General features: G+C 32.4%; 19 protein-coding genes. 12 read left to right on the top strand and 7 right to left on the bottom strand.

Going from position 1 to position 22,584, the window contains the following annotated elements; all coding sequences use genetic code 11:
- Positions 1–196: 196 nt before the first annotated feature.
- From DN393_RS14545 to DN393_RS14525, 5 genes are all read right to left on the bottom strand, one after another.
- Entirely contained in the window at positions 197–1,324 is a 1,128-nt protein-coding gene (locus tag DN393_RS14545; RefSeq protein WP_064475273.1) for a Ger(x)C family spore germination protein, read from the bottom strand.
- A complete protein-coding gene (locus DN393_RS14540; protein ID WP_098112079.1) occupies positions 1,321–2,424 on the bottom strand; it encodes a GerAB/ArcD/ProY family transporter in 1,104 nt (367 codons plus the stop codon). The genes DN393_RS14545 and DN393_RS14540 overlap by 4 nt, the downstream gene beginning before the upstream one ends.
- Positions 2,411–3,919: a spore germination protein gene (locus DN393_RS14535; protein ID WP_064475275.1), complete on the bottom strand. Its 1,509-nt coding sequence runs from the start codon at positions 3,917–3,919 to the stop codon at positions 2,411–2,413. The genes DN393_RS14540 and DN393_RS14535 overlap by 14 nt, the downstream gene beginning before the upstream one ends.
- 843 nt (positions 3,920–4,762) lie before the next feature.
- A complete protein-coding gene (locus DN393_RS14530) occupies positions 4,763–5,806 on the bottom strand; it encodes a Fic family protein (protein ID WP_064475276.1) in 1,044 nt (347 codons plus the stop codon).
- A 1,689-nt stretch (positions 5,807–7,495) separates the two neighbouring features.
- Positions 7,496–7,819: a hypothetical protein gene (locus DN393_RS14525; protein WP_064475277.1), complete on the bottom strand. Its 324-nt coding sequence runs from the start codon at positions 7,817–7,819 to the stop codon at positions 7,496–7,498.
- Positions 7,820–8,422: 603 nt separating this feature from the next.
- Between DN393_RS14525 and DN393_RS14520 the strand changes: the two genes are divergently transcribed.
- A complete protein-coding gene (locus DN393_RS14520; RefSeq protein ID WP_064475278.1) occupies positions 8,423–9,799 on the top strand; it encodes a lytic polysaccharide monooxygenase in 1,377 nt (458 codons plus the stop codon).
- Positions 9,800–9,993: 194 nt separating this feature from the next.
- On the opposite strand, the gene DN393_RS14515 is transcribed toward DN393_RS14520, so the two are convergent.
- Positions 9,994–11,394 carry a phosphatidylinositol-specific phospholipase C gene (locus tag DN393_RS14515; protein WP_098103461.1) on the bottom strand — a complete coding sequence of 467 codons (1,401 nt, stop codon included), beginning with the start codon at positions 11,392–11,394 and terminating at the stop codon, positions 9,994–9,996.
- Between the two features lie 418 nt (positions 11,395–11,812).
- Positions 11,813–12,382 (bottom strand): hypothetical protein, encoded by a 570-nt coding sequence (locus DN393_RS14510; RefSeq protein WP_064475280.1) that lies wholly within the window; start codon positions 12,380–12,382, stop codon positions 11,813–11,815.
- Positions 12,383–13,026: 644 nt separating this feature from the next.
- On the opposite strand from DN393_RS14510, the gene DN393_RS14505 reads away from it, so the two are divergent.
- From DN393_RS14505 to DN393_RS14455, 11 genes are all read left to right on the top strand, one after another.
- Positions 13,027–13,869, top strand: coding sequence for a metallophosphoesterase (locus DN393_RS14505; RefSeq protein ID WP_098103460.1), 843 nt, complete (start codon positions 13,027–13,029; stop codon positions 13,867–13,869).
- Between the two features lie 207 nt (positions 13,870–14,076).
- Complete coding sequence (locus tag DN393_RS14500) at positions 14,077–14,328, top strand: hypothetical protein (RefSeq protein WP_000548621.1); 252 nt, start codon at positions 14,077–14,079, stop codon at positions 14,326–14,328.
- Between the two features lie 178 nt (positions 14,329–14,506).
- Entirely contained in the window at positions 14,507–15,232 is a 726-nt protein-coding gene (locus tag DN393_RS14495) for an ABC transporter ATP-binding protein (RefSeq protein ID WP_064475282.1), read from the top strand.
- Complete coding sequence (locus DN393_RS14490; protein ID WP_098103539.1) at positions 15,229–16,248, top strand: ABC transporter permease; 1,020 nt, start codon at positions 15,229–15,231, stop codon at positions 16,246–16,248. Before DN393_RS14495 ends, DN393_RS14490 begins: the two co-directional genes overlap by 4 nt.
- A 24-nt stretch (positions 16,249–16,272) precedes the next feature.
- Entirely contained in the window at positions 16,273–16,926 is a 654-nt protein-coding gene (locus DN393_RS14485) for a TetR/AcrR family transcriptional regulator (RefSeq protein ID WP_064475284.1), read from the top strand.
- 4 nt (positions 16,927–16,930) lie between these two features.
- Positions 16,931–17,899 carry a YbgA family protein gene (locus DN393_RS14480; RefSeq protein WP_098111368.1) on the top strand — a complete coding sequence of 323 codons (969 nt, stop codon included), beginning with the start codon at positions 16,931–16,933 and terminating at the stop codon, positions 17,897–17,899.
- Positions 17,900–18,115: 216 nt separating this feature from the next.
- The gene (locus DN393_RS14475) at positions 18,116–19,261 is read left to right on the top strand and encodes an acyl-CoA dehydrogenase (protein ID WP_000397276.1); all 1,146 of its coding nucleotides are present in this window, start codon (positions 18,116–18,118) and stop codon (positions 19,259–19,261) included.
- A gap of 15 nt (positions 19,262–19,276) precedes the next feature.
- The gene (locus DN393_RS14470) at positions 19,277–20,614 is read left to right on the top strand and encodes an acetyl-CoA carboxylase biotin carboxylase subunit (protein WP_000486754.1); all 1,338 of its coding nucleotides are present in this window, start codon (positions 19,277–19,279) and stop codon (positions 20,612–20,614) included.
- Between the two features lie 26 nt (positions 20,615–20,640).
- Complete coding sequence (locus DN393_RS14465) at positions 20,641–20,856, top strand: acetyl-CoA carboxylase biotin carboxyl carrier protein subunit (RefSeq protein WP_001987345.1); 216 nt, start codon at positions 20,641–20,643, stop codon at positions 20,854–20,856.
- 21 nt (positions 20,857–20,877) lie between these two features.
- Entirely contained in the window at positions 20,878–21,789 is a 912-nt protein-coding gene (gene mvaB / locus DN393_RS14460) for a hydroxymethylglutaryl-CoA lyase (protein ID WP_000775428.1), read from the top strand.
- Positions 21,790–21,793: 4 nt separating this feature from the next.
- Positions 21,794–22,582, top strand: a complete 789-nt coding sequence (locus tag DN393_RS14455) for an enoyl-CoA hydratase (protein ID WP_048546966.1) — start codon at positions 21,794–21,796, stop codon at positions 22,580–22,582.
- Positions 22,583–22,584 lie beyond the last annotated feature (2 nt).

The following is a 22,584-nucleotide window of genomic DNA, read 5'->3' as shown; positions in this document are numbered from 1 at the left end:
TTAAATTAGAAACTTGTTCTTGATTACCGTAGTTAAATTGTTGCCCTTTTAAAAGAACTGGTTAGATAAAAAAGAAAAATCTATTGGTTAGCATTTAACCGAAAGATTTTTCTTTGAATTAGCGTCTTTTTCATAATAATTATTGAGGAAGGGAAATTCGACTGAGAAATGCTGTCAAATAAAAGAATCGGCTAATCTAATTTCTAATGGTCCCAGTATCTTTTATTTTGACGTGTGTTTTTACAGTTATTTTAGCCTCTGCTAACGCTTGCAACCAATCACCTTTTAGTTTTTTCCACTCGTTATATTGAAAAGCTCTAGCATATAACGATAATCCGATAGGATCAATTTTATTCTTTTGTAATTCATACAACATATTTTGTAATTTCTTATTAATTTCTTTTTGAACCTCATTTTCTAAATTATGTATGTTTTTTTTATTATCATAATGCTCCTTAATTAAATGTGCATTAGTTTTTTCTATTACAGCTACATTAGCGTTTATATCGAAATTAAATACAAACTTTCCTTTTTGAAAATTAACCTCTATTTTCCTAGTCGCATTCTGTATTAATATAGAAGTGTTTGGTTTTTGGCTGGATTTTTTAGGTGGAAGCACAAGGTGTAGTATCATCCGGCCTTTATTTTTGGGCTTATTTAAAAGATTGAAGAACTTAACATTTTTTTTAGGGATACGGCTTAAATATTTACCTTGTCGATCTAAAAGTGCAATTCCTACTGTGTCGATTTCATTCATTGTTTTTTTGATAATTGGAACAGTTTGTGTCATTCCTTCTTCATTTTTTTCTCTCATTAATTGTTGAATCGTGGAAGAAACGGATTGATTATTTTGAATGGAGGATTCGATTACACTACTTATGTAAGATGGTAGTGATGGTTTATCGGGCTTATTAATTGTGAAAATTTCTTCTACAGGTCCATCAACAAGTACTACTTTAGCATTAATGGTGGCGTAAGGATCACGGTAAGAAGAATCAAGCTCCTGCATCCAATTTGCTTCTTGGGCCAATTTTTTCCCAATTAAAATGATTTCAGCTTTTGAGGCTGTCATATAGCCCGTTAACTTCGTATCTATTTTACTGAATCCATTATATACAGTGGATGCCTGCGCCCATTGCTCTATAGTACTTCTTTGCTGTTTATGATGAAAGAGTGGTATGCTTGTGCCCACTTTTATATCTCCATTAGAAGTTCTATCTAAGGCGATTAACAGGATTAATGAAACCTGTTCAAGAGGGATTCTTTGACTACAACCGATTAAACATACACAACAAGTTACAATCCATATCCATTTTCGAATCAAAGTTGTTTCCTCCTAGTTAACCAAGTGAAAAGAATGCTGTATGCGAAAAAAAAGATTGGTAATAGAATAAAGAAAATGATATTTAAGATATCCATAAGAGAATATATAAACAAATATTGATCTACGTCGGGATTTAGAAAAATAAATAAGCCGACTATTAAAAACATAAAACTAACGAGCACCCAATTGCGAGCATTTTTTTGAAAAAAAATGGTTACAGATTCAAAACTGAAAAATAAATACGGATATATTGTAGTAGAAAATACAATCAAATAGTAAGCGATATATATAATTTCTAATCGTTCTATGAATGAAAAACGAACCCCTTTTAACAAATGAAATACTGGCCAAATTACGTCTTTTATCCCCTCCGGACTAAAGTATATATAAGAAAGAATAGTCACATATAGATAGAAAAACATGGTTCCAGTATTCGCTATTAGTATTCCTTTTAGGGCTTTTTGTTTTTTTTGTAAGAACGGATAAATAAAATATGCAATTTCTAAGCCGGCATAAGGGGTAATTGTTTCTTTTGTTGCCTTTACAATAGGGGATATGCCATCTTTAAAAATAGGTAGTAGGTGTAAAGGATTGTAGTTACTCTTTAATGAAAACAGAAGAAATAGTGGCATCCAAGCAGTGAAGAAGAAAACAAGCATAGAATAACTAGTAAGAGCCCTTATCCCACTCAATGATAAAATAATAAAAGGCAATAGTAATAATATGGCGATTTGATAAACAGGAGTGGAAGGGAATATCCACACTTTTATAATGTCAGTTGCCTTTAATAAAGTATTAAAACCAGCAAAAAATAGATAAAAGGCATATAAAAGAAGAAAAATTGTTCCTAGCCATTTACCAAAGTATGCTTTTAAAATCTGTGAGAAACTTTTGCTAGGACTTTTTTGTAACATTAATACAATAAATACGCCAATTATAGAAGTAACCATCCATCCCAGAATGATAGAAATCCAGCCATCTGTGCCAGCGGTAGTAGCAAGTGGGCTTGGCATAATTAACATACCTGATGCAAGTTGCAGTGAATGGATGAAAACAATAAATTCAAATAAAGTTATGTTTTGAAATTTAAGATTCCCCATGCGAACCACCTTCTTTTTTCTTTTTTTGTTTCGGCTGTCCTGTACTCGAGCGGGTGGTGATCATAGAAATAGGAAATCTTACAAAAGAATCTTTTAACTCTTGGAGACGAAATGGTGCTATTGGCAATCCGTATGGTGAACCATAGGAAGTTAATGAAACAAAATGAGCAAATAAGAGCATTAATCCACTAACAATACCTACAATCCCATAAAAATAGGCCAATAACATCATTGGAAAACGAATAAGCCGAATACAACTTGATAAATCATAATTAGAAACAATAAATGATGCAATGGCGGTAATAGATACGATAATAACCATAACGTTACTCACAAGACCAGCTTGAACAGCCGCCTGCCCAATTACAATCCCTCCAACAATTCCAATTGTTTGTCCAATTGGTTGTGGTAAGCGAATACCAGCTTCACGTAGCATTTCTAGTGTGATTTCCATTATAAAAGCTTCCAATAAAGGAGAGAAAGGGACTTTAACTCTTGACGTTGCAATAGAAGTGTATAGATCTAAAGGAATGATTTCAAAATGAAAAGAGACTATAGCAATATAAATTGCAGGTAAAAAAATAGCTATAATAAATCCTGCAAATCGTAATAAGCGAAAAAATGATGCAATGAGCCAATGTATATTATAATCATCTGGAGTCTGAAAAAATCCAATTAAATTCATTGGGACAATCATCGCACCAGGAGATCTATCAATTAACACTGCTACTTTTCCATCAAGTATATGATTAGAAATGGCATCAGGGCGTTCACTTAAATAAGCCTGTGGAAAAGGAGTCCAATTTTGATCCTTTGTAAAATTAGATAGTTCTCCAATGCTCAATATCGCATCCGTTTTAATTTTACAGATTCTAGTTTCTATTTCTTGGACCACATCTTCGTTTGCTACATCCCCTAAGTAAATTAAATAGACTAAAGAAGTGGCGCGTTCTCCAATTGTCAATTTTTTAATTTTCAATTCAGTAGAAGGAATATATCGACGAATTAAGCCTATGTTTTTTGTGGCATTCTCAATAAACCCATCATGTGAGCCTTTAATAGTAACTTCTGAAATTGGTTCTTGAATCGCTCTCTCTGCCCAACCTTTTGTATTTATTAGAAGGGACCTCTTTTCTCCTTCCATAAACAGTACACATTGTCCCTCAAGTAATCCTTCTTTAATTTCATTCCACGTATGTACTATTTTGGTATGAGTAGCAATAATATTAGAATTAAATATTTGGCTGTCCTCATTCACTTCTTGTAATAATGGTGTAACAACATTTCCTTTTAATGCAACACCATCTGTAAGGCCTTCAAAATAATATAGTAAAATATTCGTGTTTGTTTTTAATTGCAAAGGATGTTCGATTAAATCTGCACTAATATTAAAGATGTTATCTAATGTATTTTTAAGTTCTTTTAAGTTACTTGTTTGGATTTTTTCAATGGTTTTATCTGTCTTTGTTTCTAGGGTCTTTTCATTTAAGGACAAAATTGACACCTCTTTAATATATAACGATTAGTTGTAGTTATTATTTTTATATGTTTGAATTTTATTCACTAATTTAAACGGATTGAGATCAAGAATAACTAAAATTGAACTACTATATTATAAATTCAATAATTGAGAGTAAAAAAGTAGATGTAATTTGTGTAGAAATCTAAGTATCAAGATAGAAGTGAAATTTGAATGATTATAATAAAAAAGAACCCTTGATAGGTTCTTTTTAATAGTTGGTAAATATGTTGTCAACAATAGATGGCGATAAAGGTAGTAATTTAGATGTCTTTATGTTATTCAGCTGAATTTTGTAGGAAGAATTATTTTTTCATACCTCAATGCTCAATAAAAAAGGACATTTCATTTATTTGGGTGTTTTAGTGTATTTGAATTTTGCACGCTAACAAATTTTGTTTAGGGACAAAATGTGAAGTTTTATTCTGAAATAACAGAAAGTTAATGCGGCAAAATTCCTATTGGTAATTTGGATAGGTATCAAATATTCCTTTGGCCTTATTTTCTTGATATGACCGTACGTTTATATGTTTCTAAGGGAAAGAAATATTTTCATTTTTATTACCATCTATTGTTTGATTAAGATGGTAACACGAAAATGAAACGTTTACAACCAGAAAATAAAGAAAAAATATTAAAATACGACTTTTTTCGACAAATATTCCTATAAAACGTTTTGTAGGAATTAGAAATAACTAAATTAGTAATAATAGCTTAATATATTAAAGTGAAATTCAATGAATAAGAGTCCAAAGGCATGAATTTAAATGATAAAGTTATAATTTTCTTTTTTGAACTGTAAGTGTTTTACAAGCATAGTTAAACTTTAATCCAACTAGCATTTCTTCCTTTTGTCACTAGCTTAATATGGCCAAACAATTGCAAGGAATTTAAAGCCTTACTGATTGTACTCTCTGCTATGTCTGGATATGTGTTACGAATACACTCCTTAGTAAAGGGTTGTTTTTGTTTAAGTATAAAATCCTGAATTCTCTCCACTTTAGTATGCTTACATATAGAATCTAGAACTGTATTATGAAGATCTTTGTACGCCTCTAATATAATAGTTAAAAACGTTTTTAACCAAAAGCTACTATTATGTTCCTCGCAGTACCAATTTACCGAAGATTTATAAATCGAATTGTAATATTCAGATTCATTTTTCTTAATGTATTTATCCAGACATACATATTTTACAAATGTATTTCCACTCTTAATTAATAGCAATTGCATTAACATAAGTGCCAATCTGCCGTTACCCTGATTAAAAGGAACTATGCAATAAAAATTAAATATAAAACGAGCTATTAATAAAAGTGAATGATAGCCCTTACTAGAATTTAATGAGTTATATTGATCACATAATTGTTCCATTACTTGTGGAATAAGCTCATGTGGAAGAATGCGGTAACTATTTAAGTGCATTCCGTTTTCAGGAATACCTGGAATAGTAAACGGTTTTTCGCGCCATTTGGCACTGTCAGAGGTAAGGTAATGTATTAATTGAAAATGTAATTCCTGTATAGTCTCTGGATTGATTAATAAATCACAGGAATTCTTATGTACAAAAGTAAGTGTTTGATAAAAACAAAAGATAGCATCTTCCGAAATATTTTGAGGTACTATATCATCTAAAATAAGTTCTTTTAATCTTTTATTTGGGACTTTTATATCTTCATAGGTAGTAGTAAAGTTTTTTATGTAATGAAGTGGTATGGTTTTTTCTAAGCTAGTAAATATATCAGGATTTTGTTCCTGATAAGCAGCTAATTTTCCTTTTAATTCACTAATTTCACTGATTATATTTAATAGTCTCCTTTTTAATTCAATATTTTTATACTTGTCATCGAAAAAATTTCTCATTTTTATTCCCCCTGTACCCCCTTAACATGCTGTTACATAAATCTTTCCATTCTAAAGATAGTTTACAACATTATTTTGAAATAACAATATATTTATTTTGATTTTGAACTTATTTTAGAATCAAAATTGTTATTTAAATTTGATTAACGAGTTAGAACTTATGATTAATCATGTTTGAATAAAGAATGAATATACACAGATAGAAAATATAGTTTGACGTAAATTCCTTTTTATGAATTTACGAGATGAAAATATAATTTTAGAATTATTATTAGTGTAGTTTGCTGTATGATTGCTGGGAATTTACTAGAAAGTAACTAATTTTCACAAATAAAATAAAGAAATCTTAAAGAGGAATCAATAGGATCTAATTTGAATAGGCATAATCCTAACATTAAATGTGTAAATGTACAATAATTAAATGAAAAAAATATGAAAATATCGACTTTTTTCGACAAAATAAATTAGATAGAAAAACAATCTAATGTAAGAAAATTGTTGCTTTAGATGGTCTCTGCATTTCATAAATTAATATTGAAGGAATTATCAAATGATTTTTACGAGTAATAAAAGAGTAGATATATAGATTAAATTGTGACAATTATAAAGTTAGTATTCTCCATTTTCATTATTTAATTTAACAAATTTAATAATAGCAAGGTAACTTTTCTATATTTAATATAAGTATTTGATGGGTTATGCTCATAAAAAGTGTCATTTTCTATATATCCATGTAGCATTTAGTACTTGTATTGCGAAATATTTTGACATAAGTTAATTTAAATATTAGGTACAGAAACATTTTAAGGAAAAGAGTCAGTATAAAAGTACCCTGAAAAACGTTTCACCCTAAAAACGTTTTTCCTCAAGAGGTTTTCTCAGGAGCACTAAAGGTTTTTAATTTGTTTCTGTGCCTTATTAGATAAAAATAATATAATAAGTTATTTAGAAAAGGTGAAAAATTCCCCCATTATAAAGAACCTTTCATATCACTTAACGTCCGTATGGTCTAGTTAAAGTAGGAATTTAAAGAAAAGGAAAGGGCTAGATCTAGTTATAATTAGTGCAATAAATAGGGGGCTACTCAAATTTTTTTGTTTGATTTGGTAGGAGTAATATTTACGTTTGTTGGACTAGGTGTATTAAAGTGCATACCTTTTTGATTCAACCGATGAGGCGCTAATCAAGGATTTAATCATCTAGAATTTAGAAAGGTTAAATGTGGAACTGAAGTCTCTACTAAATTAGTAGAGACTAAAACAATCCCCTTAAATTGAACTATTCACTACTTAACGTCCTGTTAGATTGTTTGAAGTGTTAGTAGGAAAATCTAAAAATAAAAAAGGATATTCTACTCTTCTTTTATGTATATAAAACAAAGTGTAAGGTAAGTTCCAGATCCAAAGTGTTTTATTTAATATTCATTCAATCTCATGCGTACTACTTTTATTTTCTTAAGAGCATGTATTTGCGTGGATGCTCTTAAGAGAATAAAATGTCTAAAAAAATAAGTATAAGCATACATTTTAAAAATTGATATATCGTATATTATAAAAAACTCATTGTTCTTCAAATAACAAACAATACAATGTGAATGAAACTCTTAGAAGAATTTATATATAGAATTCACCTTAACTTAAAAACCACATTTTATGCAAAATTATATTTGCTGCTATAGAAGGGTGGGGGTTAACATGACCAAAACTGGGTGTAGGTTCGTATTCCTTGTAAAATAAGTGATTCTTTACTGTTTTCTCTAGTTGTATCTATTAATGATTCATCAGGCTTCCTTCCAGTGGAAGGGACATAAGTTGTTACTATCCTTGGAAATATATTAATAAACACCCATTCAAATTTATCGATATTTCTATTTCCAAATTCTAACGTTTCAATTGGCTTAATTGTATTTTCTCTATCAAAAAATTTTATTATGTAAAACCTTTTTGAGAGGTCACTACTATGTTCAATAGTCCAAATTAAATTTTCCATTTTCTTGATTTGCAACAAGTCCATTTCCAAAAATCCTTTCATACATAAATATAGCGAATGTTCCTATTCTATACTAAATATTTTTAAATTTAAATAGTTATCTTATACGATAGAATAAAAAGAAGTTAATACTCTAAAATTTATCTGAGAAAAGGACACACCTACGCATACATATGCTATAGGTGTGTCCTTTTTTAGTTGTTTATAAGTTTCCTACAGAGTTATTATGAAGTAAAGTTTCAACAGTTTCACCATAGTGAAGTGAGATTTATTTAAACCGTATATTAAGTTAATATGAATCGTATATTGGAATTGTACAATATGTGTGTAAGGCGTTTCTGGAATTATATTATTTTGAAAATATAAACTTCAATATACCAAAAAGTAAGAATATTAAACCGTAATCGATATTTGGATTTTTTGTGAATCTTTATTGGTTTTTTATAAACTCTTTACTACATAATGTTACAAAATAGAATTAATTTGCTTAATTTAGCCCCATATCAGGTTAATAAATAAACTAAATGTGTTTATGTTATTGAACTATTAATATATTAGTAGGTGATTTGTTCGTTTATCCCTATATTGCTATTATATTAGTGTAAACAATATATTGGGGGGACAAGTATGAATTTGAAATTAACATCTAAGTTAGAAAGATTAAGAAAAAGTAAAAAAGGAATTGGTGCTTGTGTTTTAGCTGCAGGAGTGACGGCAATTACAATGATTCCTCAAAGTGCATATGCACATGGGTTTGTTGAAAAGCCGAGTAGTCGTGCTGCTTTATGTAGTCAGAATTATGGAGCATTAAATTTAAATTGTGGAAATGTAATGTACGAACCTCAAAGTCTAGAAGCACCTAAAGGATTCCCAGATGGTGGACCGATTGATGGGAAAATTGCTTCGGCAGGAGGACTGTTTGGAGGGACTCTTGACCAACAAACATCAAATCACTGGTTCAAAAACACAATAAAGGGGGGAGCAAATACATTTACATGGAAATACACAGCGGCACATTCTACAAGTAAATGGCATTATTACATTACAAAAAAGGGATGGGATCCTAATAAACCATTAACACGTGCTGAGTTAGAACCAATTGGAACTGTGAACCATGACGGTTCGGCCGCATCAAATAATTTAACACATACAATTAATGTACCAACTGATCGAAATGGTTATCATGTTATTTTAGCTGTATGGGATGTAGCAGATACGTCAAATGCGTTTTATAACGTAATTGATGTAAATTTAGTAAATAATGAAACTCCCGACACAGTAGCTCCAAGTCAACCAACGGGATTAAATGCGTCTAAAGTATCTGCCAATAGTGTTGAACTAACATGGAAGGCCTCTACTGATAATATAGGCGTAAAAGAATATCAAGTGTTACGTAATGGAGAAGTAATTGGGACGGTACCAGGTACAACTTTTACTGATAAAAAACTAAAAGCAAATACGGAATATACCTATACAATAAAGGCATTAGACGCTGCTGGAAACATATCAAAAGAAAGTGAAAAACTAAAGGCTAAGACAACAAATGAAATTCCAGATAAAGAGGCTCCGACTCAACCAAAAGGATTACATAGTATGAGTACAACAGCGACAACTGTTAATTTGATGTGGAGTCCGTCTGAAGATAATGTAGGTGTTGACCATTATATTGTATATAGAGAAAGCGCTGGGGTTATGAATAAAATTGGGGCAGCTGATAATACATCATTTATGGATAAAGATTTGAAGGCTAATACATCGTATAAGTATGTAGTGACGGCGGTTGATTTAGCTGGAAATGAATCTAGTAGAAGTGATGTTTTGAATGTAACAACAAAGTCAGGGGATTCCACATATGAAAAATGGGATGCAAGAAAGGCATATACTAAAGGTGATAGAGTAGTACATGAGGGAAAAGTGTATGAAGCGGTTCAAGATTATCAAGGGAACGGCGACTCAAATTGGATTTTTGCCCTATCACTTTGGAAGCCAGTTTTGAATAAATGATAAGCTGGAAAAGGTAGTTAACATTTTGGGATTTCTTTTTGAAAATTCAAGGTCGTTCCAAATACAGATTATCTAATGGTTTAAATGATATGTGAGTAAATTTAATCACCATCTTAATGTTTACGTAATGAAATCAAAAAAGAACTCCAATGGTATTCCATCAAAAAGGAATTCCATTGGGATTCTTTATTTTTTTAATTTGTAATAGCGTATATTTTCACTGTGAATTTGTTAGTGGCACCAATTGGACTTGCAATATAATATTTAGTATTTGTGTAGGCTTCAGTCCTAGATCCATGTGAAATATTTTTCCAAAGAGTAGAATCTGTACCTAGGGAAACGTCGATCATTACATTGAAAGAAATAGAAGAAGGATAATCTTTTTCTGAAGGTTCAATAACCCATTTTAATTCCTTAGTACCTACAGGTAAACTATCAATTTTAAAGTTTTGACTGGATCGGTTTTTTTGTCCGGATAAAGGACTAGATTCGGATGAAATCTGCGAAATTAATACTTCTTTTTCATTCGAATGTATACCATTTAATTTAATGATACTATCAATTAAACCTGGCCCAGGAAAATCAGCTGCGATGATACCAGAATGTTTAATTCCACCTTGTTGCAAGAGTTCGGTCCCAAGTGTATTCATACCACCATAATATACTTGTCCATTTTTATCGCGGGGGAAATCACTCCACGCATTAGTGAAATTCGTTTGAATCAACTTAGGATTACTATCAGTATTTCTGTTCTCTTTTCCACTTGCAACAAACCATGGATATACATTATTTAAAAATGCAGCTGCACCACCTGTACCGCTAAAATGGTTGAGATATATTTTTCCATTATTAAAGTTAGTATTTGCATTTTGTAGATGGGTTTTTACCGCATTCCATTTTCCATATATTTCGTCTGGACCGCTTCCAATTTCAAATTTATCTTGTATATTCAAACTTTCGTAATCAACACCGTAATATTGAGAGGATGTAAAGTTTTGTAAGATTACAATTTTACCCCGGATATCTCCTAAAGTAGGGTTGTTTCTATCTGTAGTTGGTACGGAATTAGGGTCCCAAAAATATGAAGCATTAACGTTTTTATATTTTAAAAATATCTCCTCAAATGATAGTGATCCACTTTCAGGAGTAGTTTCTTCTTTTAAGCGCATTAAAATTGTTTCTGTCGGATAATCTTTTAAAAATTGAATTGCCTCTTTTAATACATCTTCAAACACTGCTTTTTGATTTGCAATACCATGGTACATTGCAAAAGAATCTTTTACACGTTTAACACGCATATCTACATATCGAATTCCAGAGTTTAATTGTTGGGGTAGACTCATAGTTTGATTTCTTGTCAAATTTTCATCAAGAAAACTTGCGCCATGTAAAGCCATTGTACCGTGAGTCCCTGGAATAGATAATTCACTTAATTTTATTGAATTTGCTACTTTCGACATCCAAGCTGGATTTTGATAGCCTATATTGGATTCATAGGAATAACCGGGATGACTATCAGCAAAAATAGTAGATGGTGTACTTAAACTTACTAGTGTAAAACAAGTAAGGATGCTAATTTTAAAGAAGTTGTTCATTTTATCTCTCCTGACCTTTAAACAATAGTTAAAATAAGATGGTTTTTTACTATATTTATTGTTGTCATTCTTTAAATAATGAATTGTTGTATTTGAAAAAAATTAAAAAATAGGAGGTGTAAGTTATTTGAGACTTTAATAATTTGTTGTAATGAATTGTACCTAATAGTCAAACGGATTCTTAAAGAATCGAAGTATGGACTCGAAAAAACAACCTTTTATCGTATTGTATACAAACAAAACAGAAGCCTTAAAAAAGACTTCTATTTTATGACATATAATGAATGATAAGCTGGTTAACAAATCAAGATAATGTGACTGAGTGGTAAAAATCTATTAATAGCTGTTTCAGAATTTCTTATAACAAGGCTACTTAGGAAAAGTGGATCTCTACAATGCTAATAAAAATTTAAAAATTCTATTCATTAAAACTTAAACTAACTACAGTTGCGATAGATTGGGCTGCATGTTCCCAGCTGCCATCTATAACTTTCCCAATCTGCTGACCAAGTGCATTTAAATCATTTGGATTAACTGGGATCCCATTATAAGCAGCAAGAATTGATAAAAGTGGAGCAGCAAATGGTGTCCAACCACCTCTATCAATATTAAATACAGGCTTATCTATTACCTTTCCATCTTGCACTGTAAACTCATAATAAAATTGATCATCTGGACGAAAACTTAAATGATGAGAAATTTGTCCCTTAACATATGTTTTACCGCCACCTAAATTTACTACTTCAATTGGTTTTACATTAAATTCATGCTCAAATACTTTAATTTTTTTAACTTCTGGACCATTTAAGGCAGCCTTAACCGCTGTTTCCAAATTATTTTGTGCGAATGGTTGAATACTCATTTGTACCTCTTTTTGTTGGATAGGAGCCTCTTTTTCTGCAGCAAACACCGATGTAGTCGGTAGTGCACCTGTAGCTAATGTAGCTGCAAGTGCTGTCGTCATCATGATTTTTCTTTTCATCTTCATAGTTTTCTTCCTCCCTTAAAGTAATGATATATAATTTTTTAAAGACTGACATGGGGCAATATTTTATTTCATAATGCACGCAAAAACTAGGTTAAGAATTATGTCAGAAAATCAAAATTAATTATATATTCATTTACAATGATATCTATCTACACATGTTTTTTCAATTTTCTAACAAATGGCACAATAATAACTTTTCATAAGGTAATTTAGTGTTTCAATTCTCTCTATGCACGTTTTAAACAAATTAAAATCGGAGTGGTAATAATATATTTACAAGCAAATGTCGTATATAATTTGAGAAAAGTACACAATTTTTTTATAAAAAACTATAGGAATTATCGTTATATCGTTATCAAACTAAGTAAGATAAATAATAATATGATGAAGAGCTTCCAGTGATTCGCTATAAATTCACTGAAAAATGAGCATGACATCATACACTCATGCACGACAACTAGGATATCAAAGCTCCACTTTATAGCGAATGAGCTAATACGAATGAGATTGAAAAATTTTATTAGTGGCGTATAAAACTATAACAAATACTACAAATCAATTAAAAAATTTCAGTTATTCTGAATGCGAAGGGCACGTAATATTTATTGTGAACTGTAGTACTGATCAAGATTTTAGGAGGAAATATGAACAAAAAGACTAAAAGAATCATATTACTTATTAGTATTTTAGTAAGTTTTAGTATCTTTTTATATTCACAAAACAATTTAATAAGTATAATTGAAGTTAATATAACATCTAATAAAATCCCCTCTTCTTTTAAAGGTTTTAAAATTCTACAAATTTCAGATTTACATAATAAAAAATTTGGCGACAATCAAGAAACTTTAATTCAAAAAGTAAAAAGCATAAATCCAGATATTATTGCTATTACGGGTGATCTAATTGACAGTAAATCATACGATGCAGAAGTTAGTCTGGAATTAATACGAGGGCTTGTAAAGGAGTATCCTATATATTTTGTGACAGGAAACCATGAAAAATGGTCAGGAAAATATAATGATTTAGAGAAAGAGTTGAAGCAACATCATGTTACTGTTTTAAGAAATGAACATGTAAGTATTCAAATAGGGGGACAAGACATACATATACTTGGTATTGATGATCCGGAATTTGTTACTGGAAACCGTGATGAAGGAAATGTTGTAAAAGATGAAATTATAAAAGCGAAATTTGAAATGCAGCCGGATACATATAATGTATTACTATCCCATAGGCCTGAATTTTTAACAGAGTATGCTGATGAGCAAATAGATTTAGTGTTATCAGGGCATGCTCATGGAGGGCAAGTTAGATTGCCATTTATCGGAGGTTTAGTTGCGCCAAATCAAGGGATTCTCCCTACATATACAGCCGGTTTATATGAAAAACAAAATACGTCTATGGTAGTAAATAGAGGACTAGGTAATAGTATCATACCGCAAAGGATTTTCAATAGACCAGAACTTGTAGTCGTACAGTTAAATTGAACTGTACGATTTTTTGTATAGAAAAATAAGCCATATGTAATTTATACAAGTTAACATTACAATTTTGTTAAAAATTTTCTACGTTACATAAAGTAACAAAATTTGACCCAGAGAGTTTGTTATAGTGTAAATAATCAAAAAACTTAAAAATTAGTCGAGTGAAAAGTGTGATAAGTAATTCATGAAAAAACTTAAAGGGGTGTACACATGCATAAAGAATATGAAATTGAAGAGTATACGGCGATTGAGGAACAAATACATTATTATTGTAAATGTTTATTAGTAAGTCATCCTGATCAAATTATAAAGTATTTAGAAAAAAGGTTAGAAAAATATGCAGAAACATTACAATATGCCCATTTATATCCCGACACAGTTATATTACCGTTACAGCAATTAGTTATCGAATATTCTTTAGATGTAGCTAGAATTAGAAAATATATGAATTTAAAAACGTAAAATGAAATATATAATTTAAATGAAACAGAGTCGACTTTAAGAAATGATATTCTAATGTCGACTCTGTTTCATTGTTTAAGATTGAAAATACATACTAATCAATGAATTTTGACATATAATTACGCAAGAGTAAAATGAAAGTGAGTACTCACTCATTTTTGAAAAGGAGGAAGAATACGTGCAGCAACCTGCCATTATTTTACGGACTGTATCAAAAAGTTTTGGAAAAAAAGAAGTAATACACAATCTTTCATTGCAAGTTGAAAAAGCAGAGATATTTGGTTTAGTTGGGCCTTCAGGTTCAGGGAAAACGACTCTTATTAAATTGATTGCAGGTATTAATGAGGCAACAGAAGGTGAAGTGCTTGTTTACAACACGAACATGCCTAATTTAAATGAAATGAAAAGAATTGGTTATATGGCTCAGGCTGATGCATTATACGAAGAGCTATCAGCATATGAAAATGCAGATTTTATTGCAACGATGTATGGATTAAAGGGAAAACATAAAAAAGAAAGAATCGAAGAGGTTTTTGACCTTGTACAATTATCACAACATATAAGACAGCAAGTGCAGCATTTTTCAGGTGGGATGAAGAAGCGTTTATCATTAGCGATAGCACTCCTTCATGAACCTGAAATATTAATTTTAGATGAGCCAACAGTGGGGATAGATCCACTTCTTAGAAAAACAATCTGGGAAAAATTTTATGATTTGAAAAAGAAAGGCACAACTATTATTGTAACGACGCACATTATGGATGAAGCTGAGTTTTGTGAGCGTCTAGGGTTGATTAGAGAAGGAAAGCTAGTTGCGACTGGAATACCTGAAGAATTGAAAAAACGGGTATCATCAGGACGGATTGAAGATGTCTTTTTGTTGGAAGAGGTGGCCCTATCATGAGAGTTACTGGTGTAATCATTCGTATTATTCGCCAATTTTTTCGAGATAAACGTTCGTTAGCGATGATGTTTGGGGCACCCATGTTATTACTTTGGTTATTGTCTCTAGTGTTTACACAAAAAGACTATGTACCGCATATCGCTGTAGTTGATGTGCCTGCTCCTATTGTAAAAACAATGAAAACTCAAGAAGCCTCAATTTATGAATACGGCAAAGAGAAAGCAATTTCAGAGTTAGAACTGCAAAAGGTAGATGCAATAATTTATTTAGAGAATGGGAAAATGAATCTTTTATTAGAAGGAAGTGATTCATCAAAAAATCGTGCTGTACTTCAAGTTTTACAAAAGAGTTCAGAAAAGAATGATGTATCAGTTATGAAGCCTGAAGTAAATTACTTACATGGCTCTAAAGACTTTACAATGTTTGATGGGCTTGGTCCCGTATTGATTGGTTTCTTTACATTTTTCTTTGTATTTATATTGTCTGGAGTTTCCTTTGTTAGAGAACGTTTAAGTGGTACATTAGAGAGGTTATTGTCCACTCCAGTGAGAAGATGGGAAATAGTTGTAGGATATATTATTGGTTTTGGAATCTTTGCATTTATACAATCAATTATAATCGTGAATTTTTCAGTTTATATTTTAGACTTGTATGTAGCTGGCTCCATATGGCTAACGCTACTTATTACATGCATGCTTTCTTTAACGGCATTAACTTTAGGGACGTTTTTATCAGCATACGCAAATAATGAATTTCAAATGATCCAGTTCATACCGCTTGTCATTGTGCCACAAATTTTCTTTTCTGGGTTGTTTCCAATCGAATCTATGAATAAGTGGCTACAAATGTTAGGGAAATTATTTCCACTCACATATGGAGCTGACGCAATGAGACAAGTGATGATTCGAAATCAAGGATTTACAGAGATCGCATTAGATCTTACTGTATTACTACTTTTTTCTCTATTATTTGCAATAGGGAATGTATTTGCATTAAAGAAACATCGGAAAATATAATGATGATACAAAGGGGCATTGTAGATGAAGAAGGATTGGCTGGATGAATTAATTGCCGCAACTAATACGGATAAACGAAATGAACGTCAAATGCGTATTTTAGAGGCAGCTGTTGATATGTTTGGAGAAAAAGGATATGCATCAACTTCTACAAGTGAAATTGCAAAGCGTGCTGGTGTAGCGGAAGGAACAATCTTCCGCTACTATAAAACGAAAAAAGATTTATTGTTAGCGGTCGTCATGCCGACATTAACAAAGTTTGCTGCGCCATTTTTCGTACAAGCCTTCGCAAAGGAAATATTTAAATCGGAGTATGAATCATATGAAGGGCTTCTAAGAGTTGTTATTCATAATAGATTTGAATTTGCAAAAAAGCATTTTCCAATGATAAAAATATTAATTCAAGAAGTGCCATTTCAGCCAGAATTAAAAAATGAAATACAACATTTAGTAGAAACAGAATTACTTTCACATTTTAAAAAGTTAATTGTAAAGTTTCAAGAGGAAGGGGAGATTATTGAAATACCGCCATCTTCTGTATTACGTCTTACTTTATCAGCTGTATTAGGTTTACTATTAACAAGGTTTTTATTATTGCCTGAAGAAAAATGGGATGATGAAGTGGAAATTGAAAATACGATTCAATTTATATTGTACGGATTAACACCACGGAGGTAATGTGATGCGCCAATTTGCTAAACCGAAAATTATTGTAAGTAAATGTTTAGAATTTGATGCCTGTCGTTATAATGCAGAGATGATTCCAGATGTAACAATACGAAATTTGCAACCATTTGTTACATTTCTCCCGGTTTGTCCAGAAGTAGAAATTGGTTTAGGAGTACCTCGCGAAACGATACGAATGGTAGAAGAAAATGGCGTAAATAGACTTGTGCAACCGTCGACACGAGAAGATGTAACTGAAAAAATGGAGCAATTTTCAAATGACTTTTTACAAACGATATCCGATGTGGATGGTTTTATTTTAAAGAATCGTGCGCCAAGTTGTGGTACGCGCGATGTGAAAATTTATTCTGGTTTTGAAAAAGCGCCAGTAAAAGGAAAGGGATCTGGCTTATTTGGCGGAGCAGTAATAAAAAAATTTTCGCATCTTCCAATTGAAGAAGAGGGTAGATTGTCGAATTTTATTATTAGAGAACATTTCTTTACAAGACTGTTTACAATCGCGCATTACAAAATGATTAAACATACTAAAAACATAAAAGAACTCGTATCATTTCAATCAGACTATAAGTATTTATTTATGGCATATAATCAAGTGAAACAAAAAGAATTAGGGCGTATTATTGCAAATCAAAAAAATGAAACGATTGAAGTTGTATTTGATAAGTATGAGAAGACTTTATATGAATTATTTATGCGCACCCCCCGCTATACATCGAATGTAAATGTATGTGAGCATATTTTTGGATATTTTAAAACAAAGTTGAAAAAACAAGAAAAAGATCATTTTTTAGATTTGATACAAAAGTATATAGAAAAGAAAGTCCCGCTTAGTAGCTTACTTACAATTTTAAAATCATGGGCCATTCGATTTGACGATAAGTATTTATTAAGACAAACATATTTTGAACCATACCCTGAAGCTTTAGTAGAAATTTCGGATTCGGGAAAAGGTAGAGATTATTAAACAATAAATTACATAATTCGACACAAAACTTCCTATGTTGTTGTAGAACAATGTAGGAATTTTTTTGTGCATTGGTACAGAATCTGTTTTAAAATTAAGTTATGACAGAATTGTAGAAATTATCTAACTAATATTCGTGTCTTTTAAGAAGCAATGTTTGTAGTAGAAACTCGCACGCTGTCGAAACTCAATATTCGATAAGGGGTGTGTAGCGGAATGGAATTTACTCTAACTCGCGAAAAACAAATGATTAAAGAAATGGTACGTGACTTTGCTGAAAAGGAAATCGCACCGAAAGCTGTGTATTATGACAAAACTGCGGAGTTTCCATATGAAACATTTCAAAAAATGGGCGAACTAGGATTATTAGGTATCCCATTCCCTGAAGAGTATGGAGGTTCAGGTGGCGATACTGTATCGTACGCGTTAGCAGTTGAAGAAATTGGTCGTGCTTGTGGTGGGACAGGATTAAGTTACGCTGCAACAATTTCATTAGGTGCTTCTCCAATTTATTATTTCGGTACAGAAGAACAAAAACAGAAATATTTAGTTCCAATGGCGTCAGGTAAAACATTAGGTGCTTTCGGATTAACTGAGCCGAACGCTGGATCTGATGCAGGCGGCACACAAACGAAAGCTGTATTAGATGGAGATGAATATGTTATTAGTGGTGAAAAGTGTTGGATTACAAATGCAGAGTATGCAAATACAATTATTGTAACCGCTATCAATGGTGTTGAAGATAATGGTAGAAAACGTATTTCGGCATTTATCGTACCGACTACAAGTGAAGGATTAACGATCTCAAGTCCTTACGATAAGATGGGTGTTCGTGCTTCTAATACATGTGAAATCGTACTTGATGGTGTACGTGTACCGAAAGAAAATATTCTTGGTGATGTAAATAAAGGATTTAAACAATTCTTATATACACTTGATGGAGGACGTATTTCAATCGCAGCATTAGCAGTAGGTATTGCACAATCTGCATTTGAACGTGCGCTGCAATATGCGAAAGAACGTCAACAATTTGGAAAGTCAATCTCTAATTTCCAAGCGATTCAATTTAAATTAGCTGATATGGCGACTGAAGTAGAACTTGCACGTAATTTAGTACATAAAGCGGCTTGGTTAAAAGATAATGATAAACCTTTCGGTAAAGAAGCGGCTATGGCAAAGTTATTTGCATCTGAGGCGGCTAGTCGTATTGCAAATCAAGCGGTACAAATTCATGGTGGATACGGCTATATGCGTGAATATGAAGTGGAACGACATATTCGTGATGCAAAACTATTAGAAATTGGTGAAGGAACTTCTGAAATTCAACGTCTCGTAATTGCAAGACATTTAGGATGTAGATAAAAAGGAGGAATCACTATGTTTCAAAAAATATTAATTGCTAATCGCGGGGAAATCGCAGTTCGTATTATGAAAACTTGTCAAAAACTTGGCATTCGCACTGTTGCTATTTATTCTGAGGCTGATGAAAATGCCCTACATGTAAAAATGGCAAATGAAGCTTACTTAGTAGGTGGACCGCGTGTCCAAGAAAGCTATTTAAACCTTGAAAAAATTATTGAAATAGCTAAGAAGACAAATGCTGAAGCAATCCATCCGGGATATGGATTATTATCAGAGAATCCATCCTTTCCGGTTCGCTGTAGAGAAGAAGGAATTGTATTTATCGGTCCATCTGAAGAAATTATTACGAAGATGGGAAGTAAAATCGAATCTCGTATTGCAATGCAAGCTGCAGATGTCCCAGTAGTTCCAGGTATTACTACAAATATTGAAACTGCCGAAGAAGCAATTGAAATTGCAAAACAAATTGGTTATCCATTAATGCTGAAGGCATCCGCAGGCGGCGGAGGCATTGGAATGCAGTTGATGGAAACTGAGCAAACGCTCACCAAAGCATTTGAAAGTAACAAAACAAGAGCACAAAACTTCTTCGGTAACGGAGAAATGTATTTAGAGCGCTATATTGCAGATGCACATCATATTGAAATTCAGCTTTTAGCAGATACACATGGTAACACAGTGTATTTATGGGAGCGTGAATGTTCCGTGCAGCGCCGAAATCAGAAAGTAATTGAAGAAGCACCTTCACCATTTTTAGATGAAGGTACGCGAAAGGCGATGGGAGAAGTTGCTGTACAAGCTGCTAAAGCTCTAGGCTATACAAATGCAGGTACAGTTGAGTTTCTTGTAGATGATCAGAAGAACTTTTATTTCTTAGAGATGAATACGAGATTACAAGTAGAGCATCCAGTTACAGAAGAAATTACTGGTTTAGATCTTGTAGAACAACAACTTTTAATTGCATACGGTGAGAAACTATCATTTACACAAGATGATGTAAAACGTAGTGGTCATGCCATTGAGGCACGTATTTATGCAGAGGATCCGAAAACTTTCTTCCCATCACCTGGGAAAATTACAGATTTAACGCTTCCATCAAATGTACGTATTGATCACTTTTTGGAGAATCAAGTCACGATTACACCTTTCTACGATCCAATGATTGCGAAAGTCATTGCTCATGGTGAAACTCGTGAAGAAGCAATTTCAAAATTACATGATGCTTTAGAAGAATTAAAAGTAGAAGGTATTAAAACAAACACGCCAATGCTACTTCAAGTATTGGAAGACGATGTGTTTAAAAGTGGTATTTATACAACGGGTTTTGTAACGAAACAACTTGTTAAAAAATAAGATTTAACAATATTAAGGGGGAAAAAATGATGACGAAGGTTTATGCATCGATGGCAGGAAATGTATGGAAGATTGTTGTAGGAGTAGGAGATACAGTAGAGGAAGAGCAGGATGTCGTCATTTTGGAATCTATGAAAATGGAAATTCCAATCATTTCAGAAGAAGCTGGCACAGTTATGAAAATTAATGTGCAAGAAGGCGATTTTGTAAATGAAGGAGATGTATTACTAGAGATTGAATAGGGAGATATAGGGGGAAGCGAATTGAAACTACCTAATTTTGCTGTCATTAAAGAAGTCGGGCCACGTGATGGCTTACAAAATGAAAAAAAGATTGTTGGCACAAAAGATAAAGTAAAATGGATTCAACTACTTACAGAGGCGGGATTATCGTATGTTGAAGTTTCCTCATTCGTTCACCCTAAATGGGTCCCTGCATTAGCAGATGCAAATGATGTGTTTTCTGAGCTGAAAAGGGATCCCAATGTTACTTATGCAGCGCTTGTTCCAAATCAAAATGGTTTGGAACGAGCTTTTTTGCAAAATGTAGATGAGGTGAATGTTTTTTTATCAGCAAGTGAATCTCATAATAAAAGTAATATTAATAAATCAATTAAAGAAGCATTAGTTGTAATTGAAGATATAACAAAACAGGCATTATTCGAAGGGAAAAAGGTAAGAGGCTATGTTTCTACTGTATTTGGCTGTCCTTATGAAGGAGATATAAGTGCCACAGCAGTTGACGAATTATGTAATCAACTATTTTCATACGGCATTTATGAAGTATCTCTTGGTGACACGATTGGTGTAGCGAATCCGTTACAAGTAGAGCAAGTTTTAGAACATTTATTGAAGAAATATGATGCTTCGCAGTTTGCAATGCACTTCCATAATACGTATGGAATGGCTCTGGCCAATGTAGTTAAGTCATTAGAATATGGTATTACAACATTTGATAGTTCTTGTGGTGGTCTTGGGGGCTGTCCATATGCACCAGGAGCATCAGGCAATGTTGCAACCGATGACTTAGTTCATATGCTCCATAAGTTAGGAGTCCAGACGAATATTGATGAAGAAAAGTTATTGAGAGCAAGTCAATTTATTCAAAGTAAATTAAATATTCAATTACCGAGTCATGTGTATAGAGCGCTTCAACATAAAACGATAAGTAGGTGAGAAGATGCTACAACTACAAAACATTTCAGTTAATTATGTAACACCTCACGTTGTAAAGATTTCGTTATATCGTGAGAGACAAGCAAACTCATTATCTTTAGCGTTATTAGAAGAGTTACAAAACATATTAACTCAAATAAGTGAAGAGTCCAATACTCGTGTAGTTATTTTAACAGGTGCTGGTGAAAAAGCGTTTTGTGCTGGTGCTGATTTAAAAGAACGTGCTGGTATGAATGAGGAACAAGTTCGCCATGCTGTTAGTATGATTCGCACTACTATGGAGATGGTTGAACAATTACCACAGCCAGTTATTGCTGCTATAAACGGAATCGCCCTTGGTGGCGGTACGGAATTAAGTTTAGCTTGTGATTTTAGAATTGCGGCTGAATCTGCAAGTCTTGGACTTACTGAAACTACACTTGCAATTATACCAGGAGCAGGTGGTACGCAGCGTTTACCAAGATTAATTGGTGTTGGTAGAGCGAAAGAATTAATTTATACAGGCAGACGTATTTCAGCGCAAGAAGCAAAAGAATATGGTTTAGTAGAATTTGTTGTACCAGCTCATTTACTTGAAGAGAAAGCGATTGAAATAGCAGAGAAAATTGCTAGTAATGGTCCTATTGCTGTTCGATTAGCAAAAGAAGCAATTTCAAACGGTATTCAAGTTGATTTACATACCGGATTACAAATGGAAAAACAAGCGTATGAAGGTGTAATCCATACGAAAGATAGATTAGAAGGATTACAAGCATTCAAGGAAAAACGCACACCAATGTATAAGGGGGAGTAAAT

Source organism: Bacillus sp. BPN334 (assembly GCF_008368885.1).
Taxonomy (GTDB): Bacteria; Bacillota; Bacilli; order Bacillales; family Bacillaceae_G; genus Bacillus_A; species Bacillus_A wiedmannii.
The sequence above is the reverse complement of the archived record's forward strand: the minus strand, read 5'-3'. Positions and strand labels throughout refer to the sequence as shown.